Source organism: Stenotrophomonas rhizophila (genome assembly GCF_007667275.1).
In the GTDB taxonomy this organism is placed as follows: Bacteria; Pseudomonadota; Gammaproteobacteria; order Xanthomonadales; family Xanthomonadaceae; genus Stenotrophomonas; species Stenotrophomonas maltophilia_AE.
In genome coordinates this window covers 265,987-290,230 of record NZ_VDQT01000002.1, presented here as the reverse complement: position 1 = coordinate 290,230, position 24,244 = coordinate 265,987, and the positions used below count along the sequence as shown (strand labels likewise).

Sequence of the window (24,244 nt, the reverse complement as noted above, 5' to 3'; positions counted from 1 at the left end):
GCTGCCGAACCTGAACGAAATGAAGCTCACCCCTGCTCCACGGCTGCGGGTCCAGCATGGCTGTGGGTGGCCTCCGGGGGAGATCGGGGCATTCATCGGCGGTAAGGCCGGCACCGGGGGGAGGCCCCGTGGTTGCTGGGCTGAACCGGAGCCACATGGCCAGGAACGCCACGCTGGCAGCGTTTCCATACGGCCTTGAACGGGCCCGAATGGACCGCGCACGCCGCCGCAAAAAGATGAATCACGCACGTTGCATGCAGTTGATGGCGTAATCGAGTATATCGGCGACAAATCCCCGCCTGTTAGACTGAAAGGCCTGCTCGTGAATCCCGCATTCCCTGCATGAATCCGACCCTTCTCCTGCTGCTCGCGCTGCCCTTCCTGATGGCGGTTGCAGTGGTTGTGCTCCGCCGCAGTTCCCGTGCCACCGCCGCCTGGCTGGCTGCGGCCGCGCCCGTGGGCGGACTGGCATTGCTCGCCACCCTCACCCCCGCGATCCTCGAAGGCGGGGTGGTGCGCAGTTTCGGGGACTGGCTGCCCCAGATCGGGCTGGCCTTCTCGCTGCGGCTGGACGGGCTGGCCTGGATGTTCGCCGGCATGGTGCTGGCGATCGGCGCGCTGGTGGTGATGTATGCCCACTACTACCTGAGCCCGCGCGACAACGCCCACCGCTTCTACTGCTACCTGCTGCTGTTCATGGGCGCCATGCTGGGCATGGTGCTGTCAGGCAACCTGCTGCTGCTGATGGTGTTCTGGGAAATGACCAGCATCAGCTCGTTCCTGCTGATCGGCTTCTGGTCGCATCGCCAGGATGCCCGCGAAGGCGCGCGGATGGCACTGGTGGTCACCGGCGGCGGTGGCCTGGCCCTGCTCGGCGGCGTGCTGCTGATCGGCCGCATCGTGGGCAGCTTCGAACTGGACGCGGTGCTGGCCGCCGGCGATGCGATCCGCGCCAGCGCGCTGTACCCGTGGGCCCTGTTCCTGGTGCTGGCCGGCATTTTCACCAAGAGCGCGCAGTTCCCGTTCCACTTCTGGCTGCCGCACGCCATGGCTGCCCCGACCCCGGTGTCGGCGTACCTGCACTCGGCTACCATGGTCAAAGCCGGCGTGTTCCTGCTGGCACGCCTGCACCCGGCGCTGGCCGGCACCGACCTGTTCTTCTATACGGTCAGCGGCATTGGCGCGCTGACTCTGCTGATCGGCGCCTGGAACGCGATCTTCCAGCACGACCTGAAAGGGCTGCTGGCCTATTCGACGATCTCGCACCTGGGCCTGATCACCCTGCTGTTCGGCCTGTCCACGCCGATGGCGGTGGTGGCCGGCGTGTTCCACATCCTCAACCACGCCACCTTCAAAGCCTCGCTGTTCATGGCCGCCGGCATCATCGACCATGAAACCGGCACGCGCGACATGCGCAGGCTGGGTGGCCTGCGCAGGCTGATGCCCTTTACCAGCGCGCTGGCAATCATCGCCTCGCTGGCGATGGCGGGCATCCCGCTGCTCAATGGGTTCCTGTCCAAGGAAATGCTGTTTGCCGAGGCGATCACCGCGCAGGGTCCGGAGCCGATGCGCATCGCGGTGTCGATCGCCGCGCTGCTGGCCGGCGTGCTCGGCGTTGCCTACAGCCTGCGCTTCGTGCACGACACCTTCTTCGGCAAGGGCCCGCACGACCTGGACCGGGTGCCGCATGAGCCGCCGCGCTTCATGAAGGTGCCGGTGGAGATCCTGGTGGTGGTGTGCGTGGCGGTCGGCGTTGCCCCGGCGATCACGGTGGCACCGGTGCTGCACGCGGCGGCCTCTTCGATCCTGGGTCCGGCCATGCCGGCCTACAGCCTGTCGGTGTGGCACGGCTTCAACCTGCCGCTGGTGATGAGCATCGCCGGCGTGCTCGGTGGCATCGCCCTGTACTTCGGGCTGCGCCGGCTGATCAACCTGCATGCCGTGGTCAGCCATGCCATTGGGCGCAACCTGTTCCACAAGCAGCTGGACCTGGTGTTCGGCTTCGCCCACCGGCTGACCCAGGGCTTGGCCAACGGCAGCCTGCAGCGCATGCTGATGGCGCTGGTGGTGGTCGCCATCGTGGTGGCCGCCGCGCCGTTCGTGGCCAACCCGGTCTCGCCCAACTGGCCGTCGCCGCAGCCGATTCCGCTGCTGGGCTGGGCGCTGTGGGGGGTGATGATGGCCTGCGCGCTGGGCGCGCTGTTCGTCTACCGGCAGCGCCTGCTCGCGGTGCTGGTGGTCGGTGGCGTCGGGCTGATGGTGTCGCTCACCTTCGTGTTCCTGTCCGCGCCGGACCTGGCCCTGACCCAGCTGCTGGTGGAAATGGTCACCCTGGTACTGATGCTGCTGGGCATGAACTACCTGCCGGCGCAGTCGCCGCCGGAGCGGTCGCGCTGGCGCAAACGCCGCGACGCGTTGATCGCGGTGATCGGTGGCGGCGGACTGGCGGCAATGGCCTACAGCGCCATGACCCTGCCCCCCAACACCATGGCCGGCGAACTGGTCGCGCGCGCGCTGCCCGAAGCCTACGGTGAGAACGTGGTCAACGTGATCCTGGTGGACTTCCGCGGCTTCGATACCTTCGGCGAGATCACCGTGTTCGGCATCGCCGCGCTGGTGGTGCACGCGATGCTGCGACGCACGCGGATGGCGCCGGAGCAGGTCATGCCAGGGCCGCCGGTCAAGCTGCCGGTGCCGGCCGATCTTGCCCAGATCATGTTCCCGCTGACCCTCACCGTGTCGATCTTCCTGTTCCTGCGCGGCCACAACGCGCCGGGCGGCGGCTTCATCGCCGGCCTGGTGCTGGCGGTGCCGCTGCTGATCCAGTACGTCATCCAGGGCACCGCGTCGGTGGAATCCCGCTTCGGCTTCGACTACATCCGGTGCATCGGTGCGGGTCTTCTGATCGCCATTGTCAGCGGCAGCGCCTCGATGCTGTTCGGGGTCCCGTTCCTGACCAGCGGCCATCTCGACCTGGACATTCCGCTGATCGGCACGGTGCCGCTGGCGAGCGCGATCGGCTTCGACACCGGCGTGTACCTGGTGGTGTTCGGCGGGGCGATGCTGATGCTGTCGATGATGGCCACGGTGAAGCCTTCGCGCACCCGCAACGCCCGCAAGGGTGAGATCGATCCCAACCGCCGTTCGGCACGCACCGGGGAGATGCACTGATGGAACTGGCCCTGGCAAGTGCGATCGGCGTACTCGGTGCGATCGGCATCTACCTGCTGCTGCGAGCGCGCAGTTTCGACGTCATCCTCGGCATGACGTTCCTGTCCTATGCCACCAACCTGCTGATCTTTTCCGGCGGCCGCCTGGTCACCGGCAAGGCCCCGGTGCTGAAGGAAGGCCTGGACAGCAACCTGAGCAACTACACCGACCCGCTGCCACAGGCGCTGGTGCTCACCGCCATCGTCATTGCGTTTGCGATGACCGCGGTAAGCATCGTGCTGGCCATGCGCAGCCGCAGCGACAACCACAGCGACCACGTCGACGCGCACGAGGATGAAGCGGCCGAAAAGCCCGACACCGCGCCCGGCCGGGAGGGCGGCGCATGAACCATGCGGTGATCCTGCCGATCCTGGTTCCGCTGTTCGGTGCCGCGTGCTCGCTGTTCGTCGAACACCGCCGCTATGGGCCGAAGGTGCAGCGCACCGTGGCCTGGACCACGCTGGCCGCGTTGGCCGCGTCGGTGGCGCTGCTGTTCGCGCAGACCGCCGATGGCACCATCGCGGTATACCTGCTGGGCGACTGGCCCTCGCGGCTGGGCATCGCGCTGGTCGCCGACCGGCTGTCCAGCTGGATGCTGCTGACCACCCTGCTGCTGGCCATTCCGTGCCTGCTGCATGCCTGCTCGGGCTGGGACCGTCGCGCGCCGCATTTCCACGCGCTGTTCCAGTTCCAGCTGGTCGGCCTCAACGGCGCGTTCCTGACCGGCGACATCTTCAACCTGTTCGTGTTCTTCGAGGTGATGCTGATCGCCTCTTACGGGCTGCTGCTCAGTGGCGGTCGTGGCCTGCGCATGCGCATCGGCCTGCACTACGTGGTGTTCAACGTCACCGCCTCGACCCTGTTCCTGATCGCGCTGGGGCTGCTGTACGCGTCGCTGGGCTCGCTCAACATGGCCGAGCTGTCGCAGCGCATCGCCGAGGTGCCGCCCACCCACCTGACCCTGGTCAAGGCCACGCTGGGCCTGCTGCTGCTGGTGTTCTGCAGCAAGGCTGCGCTGATGCCGCTGTACCTGTGGCTGCCCGAAGCCTACGCGCGCGCGCCGGCGGCGGTGGCCGCGCTGTTTGCGATCATGACCAAGGTCGGCCTGTACGCGATGCTGCGGGTGAGCACGCTGTGGTTCGGCGAGGACGCGGGGGCGATGGCCGGCTACGGCAGCCAATGGCTGCTGTGGGCCGGCGTGGCCACGCTGCTGCTGGGCGGGCTGGGCGTGCTCGCTGCGGCGCGGCTGCGCGTACTGATCTCCTACCTGGTGGTGGTGTCGGCGGCCACGCTGTTCATCGCGTTCTCGATCCGGACCCCCGAGGTGCTTTCCGCCGGCCTGTATTACCTGCCGCACAGTACCTTCGTGGCCGCCGCGCTGTTCCTCATCGCCGACCTGATCCGCCGCCGTCGCGGTGGCGCCAGCGATCGCAAGGAAATCATCGCGCCGATGCCGGGCAAGGAAACCCCGGCGGTGCTGTTCCTGATCGGCGCGGTGTCGGTGGCCGGACTGCCGCCGCTGTCCGGCTTCCTGGCCAAGGCGGCCCTGCTGGCGGGGATGCCCGCGCCCTATACCGGCGTCGTGTGGGCGGCGGTGCTGGGCAGCAGCCTGATGGTCATCGTCGGCATCACCCGCGGCGGGATCCGGTTGTTCTGGCGCGTACCGGTCGTGGAAGAAGGCGTGCCGCCACCGCGCAAGGCCCCTACCCGCACCGTGGAACTGTTCGCCGCCGCGCTGCTGCTCTGTTATGGCATTGGCATGAGCGTTTTCGCCAACCCGCTGATGCAGTACACCGACGCCATGGCCGAGCAGCTGCTGCACCCGGCGCAGTACGTGGATGCCGAGCGCGCCACTCCGCCGGAGATCCGCCAGCCATGAACGCACGCCGCTCCCTGTACCGTCGCCTGGTTCCGTCGCCGTCGCTGAGCGTGACGGTGGTTGCCTTCTGGGTGCTGATGTCCGACAGCTTCACCCTTGGCCAGATCCTGCTGGGCATGCTGCTGGGCGTGGTGGTGCCACTGTTCGCGGCACGGCTGGACCGCGAATTCGCGAAGATCGGCTCGCTGCGGCCGGTGCCGAAGCTGATCTGCGTCACTCTGTGGGACATCCTGGTCTCGAACATCCGCGTGGCCATCCAGGTGCTGGGTCCCGAGCGCCGGATCCACCCCGGTTTCATCTGGCTGCCGCTGGACATCGCCAACATCCATGGCATCGCCGCGCTCACCAGCATGATCACGCTGACCCCGGGCACGGTCTCGGCCGCGCTCTCCGACGATCGCCGTCACCTGCTGGTACACGTGCTGCACCTGGACGACCCGGATGCGCTCATCGAGCAGATCAAGTCCCGTTACGAGGCCCCGCTGATGGAGATCTTCCCATGACCGGTTTCACCTTCATCCAGACCACCATCGTGGTGTGCATGCACGTGGTCGGCCTGGCGATGCTGCTGGCCACCTGGCGGCTGCTGCGCGGACCGACCGTGCCGGACCGGATCCTGGCACTGGACACGCTGTCGATCACGGCCATCGCCGAGTTGATGCTGTTTGGCATGTACCTGAATTCAGCGGTGTATTTCGAAGCCGCGCTGGTCATCGCCATGCTGGGGTTCGGCAGCACGGTGGTGCTGAGCAAGTTCGTGCTGCGCCGGGACATCGTCGAATGATCACCTTCATCCAGGTCGCGCTGTCGCTGCTGCTGTTGTTCGGCTGCTTCTTCATCCTGGTCGGTGCGCTGGGGCTGGTGAAGCTGGACACGTTCTTCAAGCGCCTGCACGCGCCGACCAAGGCCAGCACGCTGGGCGTGGGCTGCGTGCTGCTCGGTTCGGTGCTGTACCACATCTTCCTCGGCGAAGATCCGCAGCCGCGCGAGCTGCTGATCACCGTGTTCCTGTTCATCACCGCGCCGATCAGCGCGCACATGATGGCCAAGGCCGCGCTGTCGCTGATGATGGAAAAGCGACCGAGCCTGCCGGGGCATGAGACCGCGAAGGACGAGCAGCTGCCGCCGCCGTTGCCGCGCAATGTGACAGAGGAGCGCCATGACGACGAACGCGTCGCCGCGCGCACGGATCCTAGCGCGCCCCCGGAACACAATCTCTAGTCCGTGGCGAACCACTCGTAGAGCCACGCCCTGCGTGGCTTCGCGGTCTCCGGATGAAGCGCAGCCACGCAGGGCGTGGCTCTACGAAATCAGCGCCAGCTCCAGCGCGATCCACGCTACGAACGCCACCAGCAGGATCCCGCCCTCGCGCCGGCTGATGGTCAGGTCGCCCTTGAGCATCGGGTACAGCACCAGTACGAAGGCAATGGCGGCCGGCAGCTCGAGCTTAACGAACGACTCCGGCAGGGCCAGCGGACGCAGCGCGGCCATGCCCCCGACCACCACCAGCAGGTTGAACAGGCTCGAGCCGATCACGTGGCCCAGCACCATGTCGCCCTGGCCGCGACGCGCGGCGACGATCGCCGCCGCCACTTCCGGCAGCGCGGTACCGATGGCGACCGGCAGCAGGCCTACCAGCAGCGGCGACCAGCCCAGGCCCGCGCCCAGCACCGGCGCGGCACCGACGATCCAGCGCGCGCCGTAGTACAGGCACACCGCCGCGAACACCACCCGGATCACATTGAGCAGCAGGCCGGTTCGGGTCATGGCGTAAGCGGCAATCGCCTCGCGCACCGGTTCGGACTCCCGGGCCGCAGCGCGCAGCACGAACACCAGCAACGCCAGGAAGCCGAGCAGCAGCACCGCACCTTCCCAGCGCGCGATCACCCCGTCCAGGCCGAACACGATCACCGCCAGGCTGGCCACGGCCAGCAGGATCAGCAACGGCGACAGCAGCCGCGCCCGCACCAGCAGCGGGGCCGCCAGCGCGGCCAGGGCCAGGGTCAGGCCCACGTTGACGATGTTGCTGCCCACGGCGTTGCCCAGCGCCAGGTCCTGCGCGCCGACCACGAACGCACGCGCGTTGACCACCAGTTCCGGCAGCGACGTGCCGAAGGTGACCAGCAACAGCCCCGCCACGAAGGGCGAAGCACCGAAGCGCTGGGCAAGGCCGGAAGCAGCCTTGACGATGGAGTCGCCACCCAGTGCAAGCAGCAGCAGGCCCAGCAGGAACCAAGCGGTAGCAGCGATCATCGGTGGATCCCCAGGTGTCGTGGCTCGATTCTGTAGTGCCGGGCGCTGCCCGGCAATCCCTCAGGAGCAGCCTTCCACGTAATCGACCTGTGGGGTCTTGCCGACCCGCCAGGCGGTGACCTTGCCGTCCCCGTCGATCTCGAAGTTGACCACCGCACCGCCGTCGGCCGCCGGCCGCACGCGCAGGTTGTGCCCCCGTTCGTCGTACTTGTGCGGGGTGAGGTCGCCACGGTCCGGATACAACGTCTGCAGCTGGCCCAGCGACATGCCCACCTTGCCGCCACCCGGCGCGGCGATGCGGTCGTTGCGCACGTCATAGCGGACCAGGCGCTTGCCCTCGATCATCAGGATCACGTCATCGGCCTGGCTGCCCTCGGGCCGCAGGGCATGGCAATAGTCATCCGGTACCTCGCCCCGCAACGGTTCCTTCCACGCGGTCCGCACCTCATCCAGCGTGCTGCCGAGGCGCAGCGGACCGTAACCGTCGAGGTGGGCCGGCCCCTGAGATGCCGTGTCGGCGGACGCGGCGGCGGCGCCAGCGGCCGCAGGCGCGGCGGCGGTATCCGCCGCCGGTTCGACCGTCGCCGCCTGGGCGTCGGTGGACGGGGTCTCCGGCGTGCGTTCGCAGCCACCCAGTGCCAGCGCCACGCCCAGCGCCAATACGCCTCCCAGCTGTTTCATGTGCACGTCCTCCTGTAGATGGCCCGCAGGCTAGCGTGGCAGGTGTGCAGCCCATGCATGCAGGGCGTGGGTGTCATCACCGTTACACCTGCAGCATTCAGGCTCGGCGTGCACCGCTTCGACCCCATGCCCATGCAACCGTGCAAGACCGACCTCGCCCGCGACGCCCTGCAGGCCCACCGTGCGCCCCTGGCCATGCGCCAGCGGCGCCTGCTGATCCTGTGCGACGGCCAGCGCGACCTGGCCCAGCTGACCGCGATGATCGGGCCGGAGGCGCCGGCCATGGTGATCCAGCTGATCCAGGCCGGCTACCTGGTGTCCATGGCGCCGGCCGAACCTGCGCCGCCAGCAGCAGTGGTCCCGGCGGCCCCGCCGTCCGCAGCGGCACCGACGACGACGCCCGCACCGGCCACCGAACGCCGACGCTCGATGGTCGCCGCGCGCATCTATCTGATCGGCATCCTGGAACTGCAGCGCCACCCGCAGGCGGCCGTGCTGCTGCGCACCCTGCAGCAGGCGCGCAACGATGAGCAGGTGGTCGCCGCCCTGCGCGGCGCGCTGGACGCACTGCCGGGCATGACCTCCCCCGGGTACTGCGAACGCGTGCGTCAGCGCCTGTTCGAAGTGCTGCCCGAAACGCGCCTGGCCGAGCTGGAGCAGGCGGGCGTCATCCCCGGCTGACCGGCCGGCGCGATGCGCCGGCATTCCTCAGGCGCGGAAGTTGTTCTTCAGACCCTGCCAGCAGTGCTGGTAGCCACGCTGGCGATGCGCCGCGTCCATCGCCTGCGCGGTGGGGCGGATCACGCCACGGGTTTCGAACATGAAAGCCATGGTGTCCTTGATCACATCCGGGCGGCTCAGGTCGGCGGCGGATGCTTTCTCGAACGTCGCCGCATCCGGGCCGTGGCCGCTCATGCTGTTGTGCAGGGAAGCGCCGCCGGGCACGAAACCCTCGGCCTTGGCGTCGTAGGCGCCATGGATCAGGCCCATGAACTCGCTGGCGATGTTGCGGTGGAACCACGGTGGCCGGAACGTGTCCTGCGCCACCAGCCAGCGCGGCGGGAAGATCGCGAAGTCCATGTTGCTGGTGCCCGGGGTGTCGCTGGGCGAATGCAGGACCAGGAAGATGGACGGATCCGGATGGTCGTGGCTGATCGAGCCGATGGTGTTGAAGCGGCGCAGGTCATAGCGGTACGGCGCATAGTTGCCGTGCCAGGCCACCACGTCCAGCGGGGAGTGATCGATGTCGGCGCGCCACAGCTGGCCCTGGAATTTGGCGATCAGCTCGAACGCGCCGTCCACATCCTCGAACGCAGCGTGCGGGGTTTCGAAATCGCGTGGATTGGCCAGGCCGTTGGAACCGATCGGGCCGAGGTCGGGCAGTTTCAGCAGCGCACCGAAGTTCTCGCAGACGTAGCCGCGCGCCTGCCCGTCCGGCAGTTCCACGCGGAAGCGCACGCCGCGCGGAATCACCGCGATCTGCTGCGGCTCGATCTCGATCACGCCGAATTCGGTGAGCAGGCGCAGGCGGCCGAGCTGCGGCACGATCAGCAGCTCACCGTCGGCGTCGTAGAAGTAGCGGCCCTGCATGTCGGCGGTGGCCGCATACAGGTGGATGCCCACTCCGCCATGCGCATCCGGCGAGCCGTTGCCGCCCATGGTGTACAGGCCATCGACGAAGTCGGTCGGCGTGGTCGGCAACGGCAGCGGGTCCCAGCGCAGCTGGTTGGGCGACACCGCGCCCTGCGCGAAGTCGCCGTGCAGGTGCGGCTGCGCATAGGGCTGGAACTCGCCATGCGTCACCGCAGGGCGGATCCGGTACAGCCAGCTGCGCCGGTTGCTGCCGCGTGGCGCGGTGAAGGCCGTGCCCGACAGCTGTTCGGCGTATAGACCCTGCGCCACCCGCTGCGGTGAATTGCGGCCGACCGGCAGCGCGCCCTCCACCGCTTCGGTGGCGAATTCGTTGCCGAAGCCGGTCTGGTAGCCGCGGGATTCGATGCTGGTGGACATGGTCGGGTCCCGTTTCGTGGATTACAGCACGCCGCGCTTGATCTGGTCGCGCTCGATGCTTTCGAACAGCGCGGTGAAGTTGCCTTCGCCGAAGCCTTCGTTGCCCTTGCGCTGGATGATCTCGAAGAAGATCGGACCGATGCAGTTGGTGGTGAAGATCTGCAGCAGCTTGCGCTGCTTGGTTTCCGGGTCGGCGTCGATGAGGATCTTGTTCTTCGCCAGCCGCGCCACGTCTTCGCCGTGGCCCGGTACGCGCGTGTCGATCACCTCGAAGTAGGTCTCCGGCGTGTCCAAGAACTCCACGCCCTGGGCGCGCATCGCTTCGACCGTCTCGTAGATGTTCTCGGTGAAGCAGGCGATGTGCTGGATGCCCTCGCCCTTGTAGGCGTCCAGGTACTCGTTGATCTGGCTCTTCGGATCGGATGACTCGTTGAGCGGAATGCGCACGATGCCGTCCGGCGCGGTCATCGCCTTGGACACCAGGCCGGTCTTCAGGCCCTTGATGTCGAAATAGCGAATCTCGCGGAAGTTGAACAGGCGCTCGTAGTAGTCCGACCACTGCTGCATGTTGCCGAAATACAGGTTGTGGGTGAGGTGGTCGATGAAGGTCAGGCCGAACCCGACCGGACGCGGGTCGGCGCCCTCGATCGGCGCATAGTCGGCGTCGAACATGCTGCCGGCGGCGCCGTAGCGGTCCACCAGGTACAGCATGCAGTCGCCGATGCCCTTGATCACCGGCGCCGGCACGGCCTTGGTGTCCGGCTTGAAGTCGACCACTTCGGCACCGTTGCCCAGTGCCATGCGCAGCACCTCTTCGCCCGGCTTCTTGAAGCGGATGGCGAAGCCGCAGGCGCTCGGGCCATGCTTGTCGGCGAAGTCGGAGGCGAACGAGTCGGGTTCTTCGTTGACCAGGAAATTGACATCGCCCTGGCGGTATACGGTGATGGCGCGCTGCTTGTGGCGCAGCACGGCGGTGAAGCCCATCTTGCGGAAGTAGTCGTGCAGTTCGGCGCCACGACCAGCGGGCGCGGCGAACTCGACGAACTCGAACCCGTCGATGCCCATCGGGTTTTCGAAGGTGGTGACCTGCATGCCGGGGTTGGGGGCGTGCGACGCGGTGGCGGGCTGGCTGCTCATGACATGGCTCCAAAGCGGCCCACCCCCGGAAAAAACCAGGTGCGGGCGGAAGGCAGACCCGCGAGAATGCGGAATCCGGAAACAAGGTTATAGTTTCACATGAAACCACCATCAAGGTGCACCGCAGCATGAACCCAGCCGATCCCAGCAGCCACAGCATCCGTGCCTCGCACGCCCTGCTCGACCTGGAGCAGTTCCTGCCCTACCGGCTGAGCGTCCTGTCCAACCGGGTCAGCGGCAACATCGCCAAGCTGTATGGGGACCGTTACGGCCTGGCGATTCCCGAATGGCGGGTGATCACGATCCTGGCGTTGTACCCGGGGTCGTCGGCCAGCGAGGTCTCCGACCGCACCGCGATGGACAAGGTGGCGGTCAGCCGGGCCGTGGCCAGACTGCTCGAACGTGGCTTCATCAAGCGTGAAACCCACGGTGACGACCGCCGCCGTTCGGTGCTGGCGCTGTCGGCGGCCGGGTTCGAGGTGTACGAGACCATCGCCCCGCTGGTGATCGAGATCACCCGCAAGCTGATGTCGGTGCTGAGCGAGGAAGAGGAGCAGATGCTGGAGAAGCTGATCCTGCGCCTGGCCGGGGACGGCCTGCAGCGGATGGATGAGGGCTGACGGGCGTACCGACCAACGGTCGGTACCTACCGGGGGATGGCGACCAACGGTCGGTACCTACCGGGGGATGGCGACCACGGTCGGTATCGGGGCGTGCCGGGCAATGGCGGGTGTCCGCCGCGAAGCGTGTGCACGGGTTGCTGCAAAGGCGTTCGATCCGCGGTAGGTGACGACCGTTGGTCGTCACGCGCTCAACTCAGGTGCTTGCGCCTCGCGTGTACCCATGGCGCTGCGAGCGCGCCGATCGCGCCGGCGGCCAGGCCCAGCGAGGCCGCCACCGCCGCCGCTTCCAGCGCGCCCGGCAGGGCCAGTGCGGCGATCACCAGCAACGCCGCCGGCAGGGCGATGAAGGTGGCCAGGAAGTAGCGCCAGCGCGGGGCCCAGGTGCCGACCTGGAGCAGGCTCACCGGCATCCAGGTTTCCCCTGACGCATCGTCGGCGACCTTGGCCGCCACCTTGACCAGGTCTACTTCCACCGGGCCCTTGCCGGTGCGCGCGACGGCCAGCGCACGCGCCACCTCGTCGATCGCCGGATAGCTCGCGGGCCACGGGCTGGGCGCGGCAACGCCATAGGCGGTGAGCAGCGGCACGCTCAGCCACGGCGCCAGCAGCGGGCGCAGCTTGCGCCGGTCCAGCACGCACCAGGTCTGCGCCAGGCCGTTGGCAACCACGCCGTACAGCGCCAGCTGCCCCGGTTCCGGGTACGGCAGCACGTGCACCCGCGCGGCCATGCTGGGGTAGCCCATGTGGCGCAGGAAGCCGGGACGGGTGCGCCCCTCCTGCGCCCAGGCAAGACCCAGCGCGGCGACCAGATAGGCTTCAGCCGGATCCTTCGCCCCGGCACTGGCGCGGTCGTCGCTGGCCAGGAAGAACGCCAGCGATTTCGGTTCGGCCACGTCATGGTGGTCCCAGCGACCGCTGTCGCCCAGCACATGCTTGAGCGGCAGGCGTGCGGGCGCGGTTTCGGCCTTGGTCGCGTTGTGCAGGTAGGGCAGTACCGACAGCACGAAGGCCTGCAGGTCGACGCCGCGCGAACCGGTGCCCTGCCACTCCGCTGGCAGCAGGCCGGACAGTGCCGGGGTTCGCGCCAGCTGGTCCAGCTGGGCCTTCTGCTCCACCAGCTTCTGTACGGCGGCGCTCAACAGCACGTTGTCCGGCACCGACACCAGCGGCAGGCGGTACAGGGTGGCGGCAACATCCGGGATGTCGGTTTCGCCAGCATGGGCCGACGCGTCGTCCAGCAGCACCTCCGCTGGCGGCAGGCTCACGCCGGTCGGTGCGTCCACGGTGCTATCGGAAGTTCCAGGCTGCATGCGCTTCGATCCATGAGGTCCTTGGAAATAGCGGCAGGAGACCGGGCAACTGTAGAGCGGACCGTTGATCCGCTGCTGTGGATTCACCCGTGCGCGAAGAGCAGCGGACTGACAGTCCGCTCTACCGGCGTGGTCTGCGGGGTACGTTGATCGGGGCCGGTCTCCAAAAAAAATGCCGCGGAGGCCGCGGCATTTTTCCGTCCGGTCAGGGCGCCTTCGGCGGTGCCCATTCCTTCATGAAGGCATAGAAGCGCTCGCGGTTGTAGCCCTTCGGCTGGCCCTTGTCGGCCTCCAGCTCGCCGGTGAACTGCGAGTGCAGCAGCGTGCCATCCGCGTCGAGCACGAACAGGTGCGGATAGCCCTTGATCGCCGGGAACTGCGACAGGAACGCCGCGTTCTCGTTGTCTTCGCTGTAGTTGACCTTCATCCACACGTAGTTGGCATCACGGAAGCTGCGGATCTCCGCATCGCCCTCGACGAACGCGTCCAGCAGGTGGCACCACGAGCACCACTCGCCGCCCACGTCCAGCACGATGCGCTTCCCGCCCCGCTGGGCCTCGACCTTGGCCGTGGCCAGGTCGGCGACCGGGTCGCGGGCCGGGTCGAACTGCGCGTTGAGCCCGGCGACCGCGGCGACATCCGCCGCGGCCGGGGTGTTGCCCGAGGCCACCGGCTGTCCGGGATCGGCCACCGGCGGCGTCTGTTCGGTGGTGTCCAGCGGCTGCGCAGGCGCGGCGGTGGGCGCCGACGGCGAACAGGCCGCCAGCAGGCCGGCCATGATCAACGGGAACCCCCACGCGTGCGTGCGCATTGCAGACCTCACTTGACGCCGTGCATCAGCTTGTTGATCAGCGGGGCGATCAGGAACAGCAGCACGCCAGAGCCCATCAACGCCCAGAAACCGAAGGTGTAACCGGTCAGTGCGGACTCGACGGTCATCCCGCCTTCGCCGCTGACCGCACCGGCGAAAATACCGGACAGGTTGTTGCCGATGCCGGTGGACAGGAACCAGCCGCCCATGCCGAAGCCGACCAGGCGCACCGGGGCCAGCTTGGTCACCATCGACAGGCCGATCGGCGACAGGCACAGCTCACCGACCGACTGGATGACGTAGACCATGAACAGGGTCCAGAACGGGATCTTGCCGTCCACCACCATGCTCGACAGCGCCAGCATCAGCAGCGCGAACGCCGCGCCGTTGAACAGCAGGCCCAGGCCGAACTTGCGCGGGATGGAGGGATTGGCACGACCCAGCTTGATCCAGATCCAGGCGATGATCGGGGCCAGGGTGATGATCGCCACCGAGTTGACCGACTGGAACCACGCGGTCGGGAAGGTCCAGCCGCCCAGGTTGCGGTTGACGATGTTGTCGGCCAGGAAGGTGAAGGAGCTGCCCGCCTGTTCGAAGAACATCCAGAACATCACGTTGAAGGCGAAGATGATCAGCATCGCGATCACGCGGTCGCGCTGCACCTTGCCCTCGCGGATGCCTTCCACCAGCAGCAGCGCGCCCAGCGCCACGAACAGCACGCCGAGGATCCAGGCCAGCGCGGTGGCGCCGGTGGAGAGCAGGAAATAGGCGACCGGAATGGCGACCAGCGAACCGATGAACACCATCACCACGCGGCCCATGCCTTCGGCACCGGCCGGCGGTGCGCCAATGCCCTTCAGGCCGGCGCGGCCGACGTAGAACCAGGCCAGGCTGAGCAGCATGCCGATGCCCGAGGCGATGAACACCATCTTGTAGGACGGCATCGCTTCGGTACCGAAGACCTTTTCGGCCAGGAACTGGGTGAGCACCGGGGCGATCATCGCGCCGACATTGATGCCCATGTAGAAGATGGTGAAGCCCGAATCGCGGCGCTCATCCTTCAGCCCGTACAGCTTGCCGACCATGGTCGAGATGTTCGGCTTGAACAGGCCGTTGCCGATGATGATCGTGGCCAGGCCGAATTCGAACACTTCCTTGTTCGGCATGGCGACCATGAACAGGCCGGCGGCCATGATCACCGCGCCGGTCAGGATCGATCGCTGGTAGCCCAGCACCCGGTCCGCCACATAGCCGCCGAAGATCGCCGCGGCATACACCAGCGCCAGGTAGGCACCGTAGGTGCGGCTGGCCGCAGCCTGGCCGGCCGAGTCGCCGTCGAAGAACTGGGCCACGATGTACAGCACCAGCGCCCAGCGGATCCCGTAGAACGCGAAGCGCTCCCAGAACTCGGTCATGAACAGCATCCACAGCGGGCGCGGGTGGCCCAGCGTGGTCTTGAACTCCGGCAGCGCCGGTTCGGGAACGGATTTCGCGGCGGCGTCTACGCTCATGCGGGATTCCTGGGTTCGGTGGAAGACATGCACGTCCGATGTGCGAGACAACGCGGGAGAATCCCAGAACAACGGCGTTCACGTCAAATACACACCGATGTGTGCAGCTCACCGCATGGTCGCTGAACTTGCATCTGCAACTACCCGTGCCCGACCGCCAGCGCAGCAACGGCGGGGCCTGCCGCACCGTAAGGCGGTTGCGGCCGGCAAACATGAATAGGCTTATGGAGGACCGGGGTCCGCTCAGGCGTCCGGCGGCAGCGGGTCGTCGTTGCGGATCGTGGTGCGCACCTGGAACAGCTCCGGGAAGAAGGTCAGCTCGAGCGCCTGGCGCAGGAACCCCACCCCGCTGGAACCGCCGGTACCGCGCTTGAAGCCGATCACCCGCATCACCGTGCGCATGTGCCGGAAGCGCCAGAGCTGGAAGGCCGTTTCCAGGTCCACCAGGTCTTCGCACAGCGCGTACTCGCGCCAGTAGCGGTCGGTGTTCTGGTAGATCCGTTCGAACACCGGGTGCAGCGCATCGTCGGCCACGTGCGGCTGCTGCCAGTCTCGATCGAGGTAACCGGCCGGAATGGCATGGCCGAACCGCGCCAGGTAGCGCAGGAATTCCTCGTACAGGCTCGGCGCGTCCAGCACCTGCTGCAGCTGCGCCTGGCCTTCCGGGTCGTGCGAGAACACCTGCAGCATCTGCGCGTTCTTGTTGCCCAGCAGGAACTCGATGTAGCGGTACTGCAGCGACTGGAAACCGGATGACGGGCCCAGCACGTCGCGGAAGCCCATGTATTCGGACGGGGTCAGCGTTTCCAGCACCGACCACTGCTCGGTCAGCTGGCGGAGCACCAGCTTGCTGCGCGCCAGCACCTTCTGGCACTGCCAGACCTGGTCGCGCTGCAGGAAACCGATCGCCGCGCGCAGCTCATGCCCCAGCAGCTTCAGCCACAGCTCCGAGGTCTGGTGCTGGATGATGAAGAGCATTTCGTCGTGGTGCGGCGGGTTGGACAGCGGCTGCTGCGCCGACAGCAGCTGGTCCAGCCGCAGGTAGCCGCCGTAGGTGAGGCGGCCTTCCAGGTCGGTGTGGATGCCGGCTTCCAGATCGCGTTGGTTCTTGTCGACAGACATGGCGGGGACCGCTTGAGGGGGTGAAAGCGTAGCGCAGTGGCCGGATGCCTGCGCAGGGTGCACCCTACGCCAGCGTGTGGACCACGGGGAGGCCGCGTGTTCAGCGCGGGAGTGGCGACCCGGGAGCCTGGGCCGGGCCCCCGCAGAACCGCGCTCATGCACCGTTGATGCAACTGAATACGTTGATGTTATTGGCCTTGCGGGCGTTTCGTGAGGTATACCAGAGGGCCCGCCGGCCAGTTCTTGCTGCGCCGCAGGACGGCTTTTTCATACGCCTTCCTTAACATGGCAATTCATATCATTTGTAACTTCCTGTCGAAGGTGCAGTACGCAATGACGGTTGCCGCTGAGTTCAAGATCGAATATCTCCAGTACCTGGACACGGACGGCACGCTCGTCCGCGATGACCTGCCCGAGGCCCTGCGCGATCCACGCGCACTGCTCCCGATGTTCAAGCAGATGCTGTTCGTGCGCGTGTTCGACGGCAAGTCGATCGCGTTGCAGCGCACCGGCAAGCTGGGCACTTACGCGGCCTGCCTGGGGCATGAAGCGGCCCATGTCGGGATCGGCGCGGCGATGCAGAAGGACGACGTGTTCGCACCGTCCTACCGCGAATACGGCGCGATGTTCATGCGCGGCGTGCGCCCGCGCGACGTGCTGATGTACTGGGGCGGCGACGAGCGCGGCAACGACTACGGTGGCAATGCGGCCAAGGACTTCCCGTTCTGCGTGCCGATTTCCACCCAGTGCCTGCACGCCGCCGGCGCGGCGCTGAAGTTCAAGCTCAACCAGGAAAAGCAGATCGCCGTGGCCGTCTGCGGCGACGGTGGCAGCTCCAAGACCGACTTCTACGCCGCGCTGAACTCGGCCGGTGCCTACAAGCTGCCGCTGATCCTGTGCATCGTCAACAACGGCTGGGCGATCTCGGTACCGCGTTCGGCCCAGACCGGCGCCGAAACCCTGGCCCAGAAGGGCCTGGCCGGCGGCCTGCATTGCCTGCAGGTGGATGGCAACGACCTGATCGCGGTGATGGCGGCCATGCTGGAGGCGCGCGACCGCGCGCTGGCCGGTGACGGCGGAACCGTGCTGGAACTGATGACCTACCGCCTGTCCGACCACACCACCGCCGATGACGCGCGCCGCTACCGCGACGACGCCGAGGTGAAGGACGCCTGGCAGCGGGAGCCGATGCTGCGCCTGCGCAAGTACCTGGTCAACGCGGGCGTGTGGAGCGAGGAAGAGGAACAGGCCTGGACCGTGGAATGCGGCAAGCGCGTGGATGAAGAAGTGAACCTGTACCTCAACACGCCGGTGCAGCCGGTCGAGGCGATGTTCGACTTCCTGTATGCCGATCCGCCGCAGGACCTGCTGGCCCAGCGCGCGCAGGCGATCGCCCTGGAGCAGCGCCATGGATGAGATCAAGAACGGCGCCTCCAGCGCGCAGACCAACGCCGCCGACAGCGCCGCCGTCGCGCGCGGAGAAGAGAGCATGACCACCACGCCCATCACCCTCATCGAAGCCATCACCCAGGCCCTGGCATGGGAGCTGGAACACGACAAGTCGGTGCTGGTCCTCGGCGAGGACGTCGGCGTCAACGGCGGCGTGTTCCGCGCCACGGCCGGCCTGCAGCAGCGCTTCGGCGCCGACCGCATCCTGGACACCCCGCTGGATGAAACCACGATTGCCGGCCTGACCATCGGCCTGGCCGCGCAGGGCATGAAGCCGGTGGCCGAAGCCCAGTTCGACGGCTTCATGTACCCGATGGTGGACCACATCGTCTGCCACGCCGCGCGCCTGCGTTACCGCACCCGTGGCCGCCTGCACTGCCCGATGGTGCTGCGCGTGCCGTGGGGCGGCGGCATCCGCGCGCCGGAACATCACAGCGAAGCCAACGAGGCGATCTTCACCAACGTGCCGGGCCTGCGCGTGGTGCTGCCGTCTTCGCCGCAGCGCGCCTACGGCTTGCTGCTGGCCGCGATCCGCGAACCGGATCCGGTGATCTACATGGAGCCCAAGCGCATCTACCGCCAGTACAAGGAAGTGGTGGTCAACGATGGCGAGGCGCTGCCGCTGGATGTGTGCTTCGTGCTGCGCGATGGCACCGACGTGACCCTGGTGACCTGGGGCGCGCAGGTGAAGGAAGCGCTGGAAGCGGCCGACAAGCTGGCTGGCGAAGGCATCAGTGCCGAAGTGATCGACGTGGCCACGCTGCGTCCGCTCGATTTCGCCACCATTGCCGAATCGGTGGCCAAGACCGGCCGCTGCGTGATCGTGCAGGAGGCCCCGAAGACAGCGGGCTTTGGTGCCGAGATCGCCGCGCGGCTGGCCGAGGAATCGCTGTACGACCTGCTGGCGCCGGTCGAACGCGTCACCGGCTACGACACCCACATTCCGTTGTTCCGCCTGGAAATGAAGTACCTGCCCAGCGTGGACCGGATCGTGAGCGCGGCCAAACGCGCGGTGGCGGCGGGCTGACATGCGGGCCAGACTCCTGGGCCCGTACCGCAGCCAGTACCCCAACCCGCTCCGGTTCCGCACCGGCCAGATCGTCGAACTGGGTGTTCGTGACGAGGAATGGCCGGCGTTCGCCTGGGTACGCACCGATGACGGGCGTGCAGGCTGGGCACCGGTGGCGTGGTTGCAGATGCTGGACGATGGTCGCGCAGAGGCCCTGCGCGACTATGACGCCCGCGAACTGGACGTGGACAGCGGTGAAATGGTCAAGCTGCATCATGAACACGGTGGCTGGTGGTGGTCCGAGCGCGCGAACGGCGCGACGGGCTGGCTGCCGGCCCGCGATCTCGAACTGCTGGAAGAGAACTGCACATGAGTGAGAACAAGAATTTCCACCTGCCCGACCTTGGCGAAGGCCTGCCCGACGCAACGATCGTCGAGTGGTTCGTCAAGGAAGGCGACGTGATCAAGCTGGACGAGCCGCTGGTCTCCATGGAGACCGCCAAGGCCGTGGTGGAAGTACCGTCGCCGTTCTCCGGCAAGGTACTGAAGCTGGCCGGCGGTGCGGGCGACATCATCCCCACCGGCAGCGTGCTGGCCCAGTTCGAACTGGACCCGAACCTGCCGCAGCGCGCCGATGGCCAGGACACCGGCCACAGCCACGGGCATGCCGCTCCCTCGCCCACGCCCAGCACCGGCCAGACCGCCGCGGCGCAGCCGGACAAGGTGGTGGCGTCCGATGAGGGTGGCGAGATCGCCACGCCCGGCGCCGAGCGCGATGACGCCGGAACCGTGGTCGGCGCGATGCAGAGCTCCAATGCCGTGCACGCCGAGCAGGCGGTGGCGGTGGGCGGGGTCAAGGCCGTGCCGGCAGTGCGTGCCACCGCGCGCAAGCTGGGCGTGGACCTGAGCCGCGTGCGCGCCACCGGTGCCGATGGCGCGGTGACCATGGCCGACGTCAAGCAGGCCGCCGCCGATGGCAGCGCCAAGGTCGGTGCCGCGCCCGCAGCGGCGGCTCCGGTTGCCGCCGCTGCCCCGGTCGCCGCTGCCGCGCCCGTGGCCCGCGCCGATGCCCGCGCGCCGTTGTCGGCCGCTGGCAAGCCGATGCGCACCCAGCCGCCGGGCGTGGTCGCCAAGGGCCAGCCGGAACCGCTCAAGGGTGTGCGCCGCAACATGGCGCGGGTGATGGCCGATGCGCACAGCAAGGTCGTGCCGACCACGCTGAACGACGATGCCGACATCCACGCCTGGGTGCCGGGCAACGACGTCACCGCCCGCCTGGTGCGTGCGATCGTGGTCGGCTGCCAGAAGGTGCCGGCGCTCAATGCCTGGTTCGATGGCGACGCGCTGACCCGCACCCTGCACGCGCACGTGGACGTGGGCATCGCGGTGGACACCGACGATGGCCTGTTCGTGCCCGCCCTGCGCAATGCCGACGTGCTGGACGCGCGCGGCATCCGCGAGGGCGTGAACCGCCTGCGCGAGCAGGTGGAAGCGCGTTCGATCGCGGCGTCCGAGCTGAGCGGCTACACCATCTCGCTGTCCAACTTCGGCATGTTCGCCGGCCGCTACGCGACCCCGGTCGTGGTGCCGCCGTGCGTCGCCATCGTCGGTGCCGGCCGTGCCCGCCACCAGATGACCCCGGTGATGGGCGGGGTGGAAGCGCACAAGGTGATCCCGCTGTCGGTCACGTTCGACCACCGCGCTGCCACCGGCGGTGAAGCCGCCCGCTTCCTGCGCGCGATGCTGGACGACCTGGCCTTGGCGAACTGATCCATCCGCCTGGATGTGTCTGATGCGATGACGGCCACCCCAGGGTGGCCGTCATCGTTTGGCGCATGGATGAGTCTCCGTTTCATTTCCATGCGTTACCGGGTGAGGAGAGGTTATCGGCGGTCGATTGGCATCCGACCCTACCCCAGTTCGGCGGATCCGATCACGTGGACGCCAGGCCGTGGTTGCAGTGCCGCTTCGACCATCGCGGCAGCGATGCGCTCGGCGGGATTGATCCGCCATGCGCGGGGCAGCACCGGCCCCAGCGCGCCCAGCACCAGGCTGGCCAGGTGCTCGCCGGTGCGTCGCTCGCTGCGCTCGCCGCCGATCAGCCCGGGCCGAACCAGGCTCAGCGAGGGATACCCCAGCGCGCGCAGGTCCTGTTCCAGTCGCCCCTTCACCTGGTTGTAGAAGATCCGCGACCCGGCGTCGGCGCCCTTCGCCGAGTTCAACACGAACGCATGCGCGCCGCGTGCCCGCGCCTGCGCGGCCACCTGCAGCGGATAGTCGTGGTCGATCCGCGCAAACACCTCACGGCTGCCAGCCTGCCGGATCGTGCTGCCCAAGGCGCAGATCACCGCGTCCACCGCCCACCAGTCCGGCTCCAGCGGCAACCGCTCGAAGTCCACCACCGGGTTGTGCAGGGCGGGGTCGGCCACGTCCAGCGGCCGCCGGGTCGGCGCCACCACCCCGTCGCAGCGGGGATCCTCGAGCAGTTGCTGCAGTACGTGCCCGCCGACCAGCCCGGTCGCGCCCACCAGCATCACCTTCATCGCATACTCCTGCGGTCCGATTCCCTACCATCGTGGCACAGCACCGGGTTCAAGCCGGCGACACCGGCGCCGATACTGTTCCAACGCTTCCCCCGTCCGGCGCCCGCAGCCGGTGACCCACCAGGACCCGCCGCATGAAGGACCCGCAGGACGCTCTTCCCAGCCCCAGCCCCGGCACTGCCGTGGGTCGGCTGCTGTTGCGCCGGCAGGCCAGGGACAGCGCGGCCGGCGCGGATGCGGAAGCGCCGGGACCCAAGGGGGGCAGCAGCGCCATGCTGCAGCGCCTGTTCGCCGGGGCCGACCAGCCCGAACCGCTGCTGGCTGCCTTTGCCCATGGGATGTCCACCCTGCCCGGCGAGCTGGGCGACATGGGCCTGCGCCTGCAGTCGGCGCAGCGCAGCGCCGACTGGGTCAGCTACGGCCGCGCCATGCGCCAGCTGATCGACAAGTACATCCGTACCATCGAGCAGGAAAGCCCGGACGGGCAGCCCGACAGCCTGCGCCTGCGCGAGCTGCTGCGCGTGACCCTGGGCGTGACCGTTGCCAGCCTGCTGCAGAACATGCCGGAGCTCAAGGACGAACCGGTGCAGTTGGCCGCCGAGCTGCGCCAATGGCACCCCGGCCAGCCGCTGCAGCCGCTGGAACTGCGCCTGCGCGAGCTGACCCACCAGATCGGCGTGCGCAGCGATGGCTGGCAGGAACAGCAGGAGCTGCTGCTGAGCCTGTTCGACCTGCTGCTGGACAACATCGGCGAGCTGCTCGACGACAGCAGCTGGCTGCACGGGCAGCTGCACGCGGTACGCGAGCTGATCGGCGGCCCGTTGGACCGCGACTCGGTGGAGCAGGCGCGGGCCAACCTGCGCGAGGTGATCTACAAGCAGGGCCTGCTCAAGCAGGGCATCATCGAATCGAAGGCGGCGATGAAAAGCCTGATGGGCGGGTTCATCGAGCACCTGGATGGCATGGCGGTCAGCACCGGCGAATACCACGACCGGATCAGCAGCTACGCGCTGGCGCTGAAGGAGGCCCGCAGCATCGCCGACCTCAACCAGCTGCTGCAGGACGTCCTGCAGGACACCACGCGCGTCCAGGAACAGGCGCTGCAGGCGCGCGACCACCTGGGCAACGCACGCCGCGAAGTGGAACAGGCTGAAGCGCGCATCGCCGAACTGGAACAGGAACTGCGTGATGTGTCCGGGCTGGTGCGCACCGATCCACTGACCGGCGCGCTCAACCGGCGCGGCTTTGACGAACTGCTGGAGCGCGAGCTGGCGCGCGCCGCGCGGCACGCCCATCCGCTGGCGCTGGCGCTGCTGGACCTGGACGATTTCCACCAGACCAACGAGGCGCATGGACACCCCGGCGGCGACGCGATCCTGCGCCACCTGGTCACGGTGTGCCAGCTGCTGTTGCGCAGCAGCGACACCATTGCCCGCATCGGCGGCGACGAGTTCGTGCTGCTGATGCCCGAAACCCCGGGCGCGGACAGCATGTCCACCCTGCAACGCCTGCAGCGTTCGCTGGCGCAGCGCCCGCTGCAGCTGGACGGCAAGCGCGTGCCGGTGCACTTCAGCGCCGGCCTGAGCCAATGGCAGCCCGGCGAAAGCGGCGACGCGCTGCTCAAGCGCGCCGATGCCGCGTTGTACGCGGCCAAGCGGGTGGGCAAGAACCGCGTCCAGGCGGGGTAATGCCTCGACGAACGGGAGCCACGCAGGGCGTGGCTCTACGCCTCAGTGCGCCGGCGTTTTTCCGCGGATTTTCTGGAACCCGGTCACCGCGGCCAGTACCACCGCACCGGCGATCACGCCGACGACGAGGTTCGCGCCCGCTTCCACCAGCCAGCCCCACGGTGCCACCTTGCCGGCGATGCCCAGCACGACGTGATGCACGGCCGGCACGTTGTGCACCAGGATGCCACCGCCGACCAGGAACATGGCCAGGGTGCCGGCCACCGACAGGAACTTCATCAGCCACGGCGCCGACGCCACCAGGCCGCGTCCGAACGCGGCCAGCGCCCCGCCCTTCTTCGACAGGTACAGGCCCGCGTCATCCAGCTTCACGATGCCGGCCACCAGCCCGTACACGAACACGGTCATGCCCAAGGCGATCACCACCAGCGCGGTGACCTGGTTGAGGAACGGCGCGGCCGACACCACGCCCAGCGACAGCACGATGATTTCGGCCGACAGGATGAAATCGGTGCGGATCGCGCCCTTCACCTTGTCCTTCTCCCACGCCACCATGTCGACCTTGTCGTCGGCCAGCGCCTTGAGCCGGGCGGCCTTCTGCTGCTCGTCCTCTTCCTGCGAATGCAGGAACCGGTGCGCCAGTTTTTCCACGCCCTCGTAGCAGAGGAACGCGCCGCCGATCATCATCAACGGCACTACGATCGGGATCGGATAGCCCTTGCCCTTGAGCCAGGCTTCCAGTGCGCTGATCGCCAGCGCCGCCGGCACCAGGATCGCCTTGTTGACCAGCGAGCCTTTGGCCACGGCCCATACCACCGGCAATTCCCGGTTGGCGTTCACCCCGGTGACCTGCTGCGCGTTCAGCGCCAGGTCGTCGCCGAGGACGCCGGCGGTCTTCTTGGCCGCGACCTTGGTCAGGATCGAGACGTCATCGAGCAGGGCCGCAATATCGTCGAGCAACGCAAACAGGCTGGCACCGGCCATGGCAATCCAGAAATCGGAGGGAGG

The 24,244-nt window shown here is 67.8% G+C and carries 23 protein-coding genes; 13 read left to right on the top strand and 10 right to left on the bottom strand.

What is annotated here, in order from left to right; all coding sequences use genetic code 11:
• Positions 1-342 precede the first annotated feature (342 nt).
• The 6 genes from FSZ13_RS07390 to FSZ13_RS07365 are packed head-to-tail and all read left to right on the top strand — an operon-like array spanning position 343 to position 6,310.
• Entirely contained in the window at positions 343-3,171 is a 2,829-nt protein-coding gene (locus FSZ13_RS07390; protein WP_145478910.1) for a monovalent cation/H+ antiporter subunit A, read from the top strand.
• Positions 3,171-3,557 (top strand): Na+/H+ antiporter subunit C, encoded by a 387-nt coding sequence (locus FSZ13_RS07385; protein ID WP_145478909.1) that lies wholly within the window; start codon positions 3,171-3,173, stop codon positions 3,555-3,557. The genes FSZ13_RS07390 and FSZ13_RS07385 overlap by 1 nt, the downstream gene beginning before the upstream one ends.
• Positions 3,554-5,089 (top strand): monovalent cation/H+ antiporter subunit D, encoded by a 1,536-nt coding sequence (locus FSZ13_RS07380; protein ID WP_145478908.1) that lies wholly within the window; start codon positions 3,554-3,556, stop codon positions 5,087-5,089. The genes FSZ13_RS07385 and FSZ13_RS07380 overlap by 4 nt, the downstream gene beginning before the upstream one ends.
• Positions 5,086-5,592, top strand: coding sequence for a Na+/H+ antiporter subunit E (locus FSZ13_RS07375; protein ID WP_145478907.1), 507 nt, complete (start codon positions 5,086-5,088; stop codon positions 5,590-5,592). Before FSZ13_RS07380 ends, FSZ13_RS07375 begins: the two co-directional genes overlap by 4 nt.
• On the top strand, positions 5,589-5,873 hold the full coding sequence (locus tag FSZ13_RS07370; RefSeq protein ID WP_145478906.1) for a K+/H+ antiporter subunit F: 285 nt from the start codon (positions 5,589-5,591) through the stop codon (positions 5,871-5,873). The genes FSZ13_RS07375 and FSZ13_RS07370 overlap by 4 nt, the downstream gene beginning before the upstream one ends.
• Positions 5,870-6,310, top strand: a complete 441-nt coding sequence (locus tag FSZ13_RS07365) for a Na+/H+ antiporter subunit G (protein ID WP_145478905.1) — start codon at positions 5,870-5,872, stop codon at positions 6,308-6,310. Before FSZ13_RS07370 ends, FSZ13_RS07365 begins: the two co-directional genes overlap by 4 nt.
• A gap of 81 nt (positions 6,311-6,391) precedes the next feature.
• Here the strand turns inward: FSZ13_RS07365 and FSZ13_RS07360 are convergent, their stop codons facing one another.
• Both FSZ13_RS07360 and FSZ13_RS07355 read right to left on the bottom strand, forming a co-directional pair.
• Positions 6,392-7,342: a sodium:calcium antiporter gene (locus tag FSZ13_RS07360; protein WP_145478904.1), complete on the bottom strand. Its 951-nt coding sequence runs from the start codon at positions 7,340-7,342 to the stop codon at positions 6,392-6,394.
• A 60-nt stretch (positions 7,343-7,402) separates the two neighbouring features.
• On the bottom strand, positions 7,403-8,023 hold the full coding sequence (locus FSZ13_RS07355) for a hypothetical protein (RefSeq protein ID WP_145478903.1): 621 nt from the start codon (positions 8,021-8,023) through the stop codon (positions 7,403-7,405).
• Positions 8,024-8,155: 132 nt separating this feature from the next.
• On the opposite strand from FSZ13_RS07355, the gene FSZ13_RS07350 reads away from it, so the two are divergent.
• Positions 8,156-8,704 carry a hypothetical protein gene (locus FSZ13_RS07350; protein ID WP_145479492.1) on the top strand — a complete coding sequence of 183 codons (549 nt, stop codon included), beginning with the start codon at positions 8,156-8,158 and terminating at the stop codon, positions 8,702-8,704.
• Positions 8,705-8,731: 27 nt separating this feature from the next.
• Here FSZ13_RS07350 and hmgA read toward each other — a convergent pair whose 3' ends face one another.
• Both hmgA and hppD read right to left on the bottom strand, forming a co-directional pair.
• On the bottom strand, positions 8,732-10,033 hold the full coding sequence (gene hmgA / locus FSZ13_RS07345) for a homogentisate 1,2-dioxygenase (protein ID WP_145478902.1): 1,302 nt from the start codon (positions 10,031-10,033) through the stop codon (positions 8,732-8,734).
• Between the two features lie 21 nt (positions 10,034-10,054).
• Positions 10,055-11,170, bottom strand: a complete 1,116-nt coding sequence (hppD, locus tag FSZ13_RS07340) for a 4-hydroxyphenylpyruvate dioxygenase (protein WP_186308869.1) — start codon at positions 11,168-11,170, stop codon at positions 10,055-10,057.
• Between the two features lie 128 nt (positions 11,171-11,298).
• Between hppD and FSZ13_RS07335 the strand changes: the two genes are divergently transcribed.
• Positions 11,299-11,790, top strand: coding sequence for a MarR family winged helix-turn-helix transcriptional regulator (locus tag FSZ13_RS07335; protein WP_145478901.1), 492 nt, complete (start codon positions 11,299-11,301; stop codon positions 11,788-11,790).
• 191 nt (positions 11,791-11,981) lie between these two features.
• Here FSZ13_RS07335 and FSZ13_RS07330 read toward each other — a convergent pair whose 3' ends face one another.
• The 4 genes from FSZ13_RS07330 to FSZ13_RS07315 all read right to left on the bottom strand — a co-directional run bounded on the left by FSZ13_RS07330 (position 11,982) and on the right by FSZ13_RS07315 (position 16,547).
• On the bottom strand, positions 11,982-13,103 hold the full coding sequence (locus tag FSZ13_RS07330; RefSeq protein ID WP_145478900.1) for a hypothetical protein: 1,122 nt from the start codon (positions 13,101-13,103) through the stop codon (positions 11,982-11,984).
• A 205-nt stretch (positions 13,104-13,308) separates the two neighbouring features.
• Positions 13,309-13,914, bottom strand: a complete 606-nt coding sequence (locus FSZ13_RS07325; protein WP_145478899.1) for a thioredoxin family protein — start codon at positions 13,912-13,914, stop codon at positions 13,309-13,311.
• Positions 13,915-13,922: 8 nt separating this feature from the next.
• A complete protein-coding gene (locus tag FSZ13_RS07320) occupies positions 13,923-15,425 on the bottom strand; it encodes a peptide MFS transporter (protein WP_145478898.1) in 1,503 nt (500 codons plus the stop codon).
• Positions 15,426-15,668: 243 nt separating this feature from the next.
• Complete coding sequence (locus tag FSZ13_RS07315; protein WP_145478897.1) at positions 15,669-16,547, bottom strand: tryptophan 2,3-dioxygenase; 879 nt, start codon at positions 16,545-16,547, stop codon at positions 15,669-15,671.
• A 333-nt stretch (positions 16,548-16,880) separates the two neighbouring features.
• Between FSZ13_RS07315 and pdhA the strand changes: the two genes are divergently transcribed.
• Genes pdhA through FSZ13_RS07295 form a run of 4 tightly spaced genes read left to right on the top strand, consistent with a single transcriptional unit; the run spans position 16,881 to position 20,775 of the window.
• The gene (gene pdhA / locus FSZ13_RS07310; protein WP_145478896.1) at positions 16,881-17,963 is read left to right on the top strand and encodes a pyruvate dehydrogenase (acetyl-transferring) E1 component subunit alpha; all 1,083 of its coding nucleotides are present in this window, start codon (positions 16,881-16,883) and stop codon (positions 17,961-17,963) included.
• A complete protein-coding gene (locus FSZ13_RS07305; RefSeq protein ID WP_145478895.1) occupies positions 17,956-19,023 on the top strand; it encodes an alpha-ketoacid dehydrogenase subunit beta in 1,068 nt (355 codons plus the stop codon). The genes pdhA and FSZ13_RS07305 overlap by 8 nt, the downstream gene beginning before the upstream one ends.
• 1 nt (position 19,024) lies before the next feature.
• The gene (locus tag FSZ13_RS07300) at positions 19,025-19,378 is read left to right on the top strand and encodes an SH3 domain-containing protein (RefSeq protein ID WP_145478894.1); all 354 of its coding nucleotides are present in this window, start codon (positions 19,025-19,027) and stop codon (positions 19,376-19,378) included.
• Positions 19,375-20,775 (top strand): dihydrolipoamide acetyltransferase family protein, encoded by a 1,401-nt coding sequence (locus FSZ13_RS07295; protein WP_145478893.1) that lies wholly within the window; start codon positions 19,375-19,377, stop codon positions 20,773-20,775. Before FSZ13_RS07300 ends, FSZ13_RS07295 begins: the two co-directional genes overlap by 4 nt.
• A 140-nt stretch (positions 20,776-20,915) precedes the next feature.
• Here the strand turns inward: FSZ13_RS07295 and FSZ13_RS07290 are convergent, their stop codons facing one another.
• The gene (locus FSZ13_RS07290) at positions 20,916-21,548 is read right to left on the bottom strand and encodes an NAD-dependent dehydratase (protein WP_145478892.1); all 633 of its coding nucleotides are present in this window, start codon (positions 21,546-21,548) and stop codon (positions 20,916-20,918) included.
• 134 nt (positions 21,549-21,682) lie between these two features.
• Between FSZ13_RS07290 and FSZ13_RS07285 the strand changes: the two genes are divergently transcribed.
• A complete protein-coding gene (locus FSZ13_RS07285) occupies positions 21,683-23,236 on the top strand; it encodes a GGDEF domain-containing protein (RefSeq protein WP_145478891.1) in 1,554 nt (517 codons plus the stop codon).
• A 42-nt stretch (positions 23,237-23,278) separates the two neighbouring features.
• On the opposite strand, the gene FSZ13_RS07280 is transcribed toward FSZ13_RS07285, so the two are convergent.
• Complete coding sequence (locus tag FSZ13_RS07280; protein WP_145478890.1) at positions 23,279-24,220, bottom strand: DUF808 domain-containing protein; 942 nt, start codon at positions 24,218-24,220, stop codon at positions 23,279-23,281.
• Between the last annotated feature and the right edge of the window lie 24 nt (positions 24,221-24,244).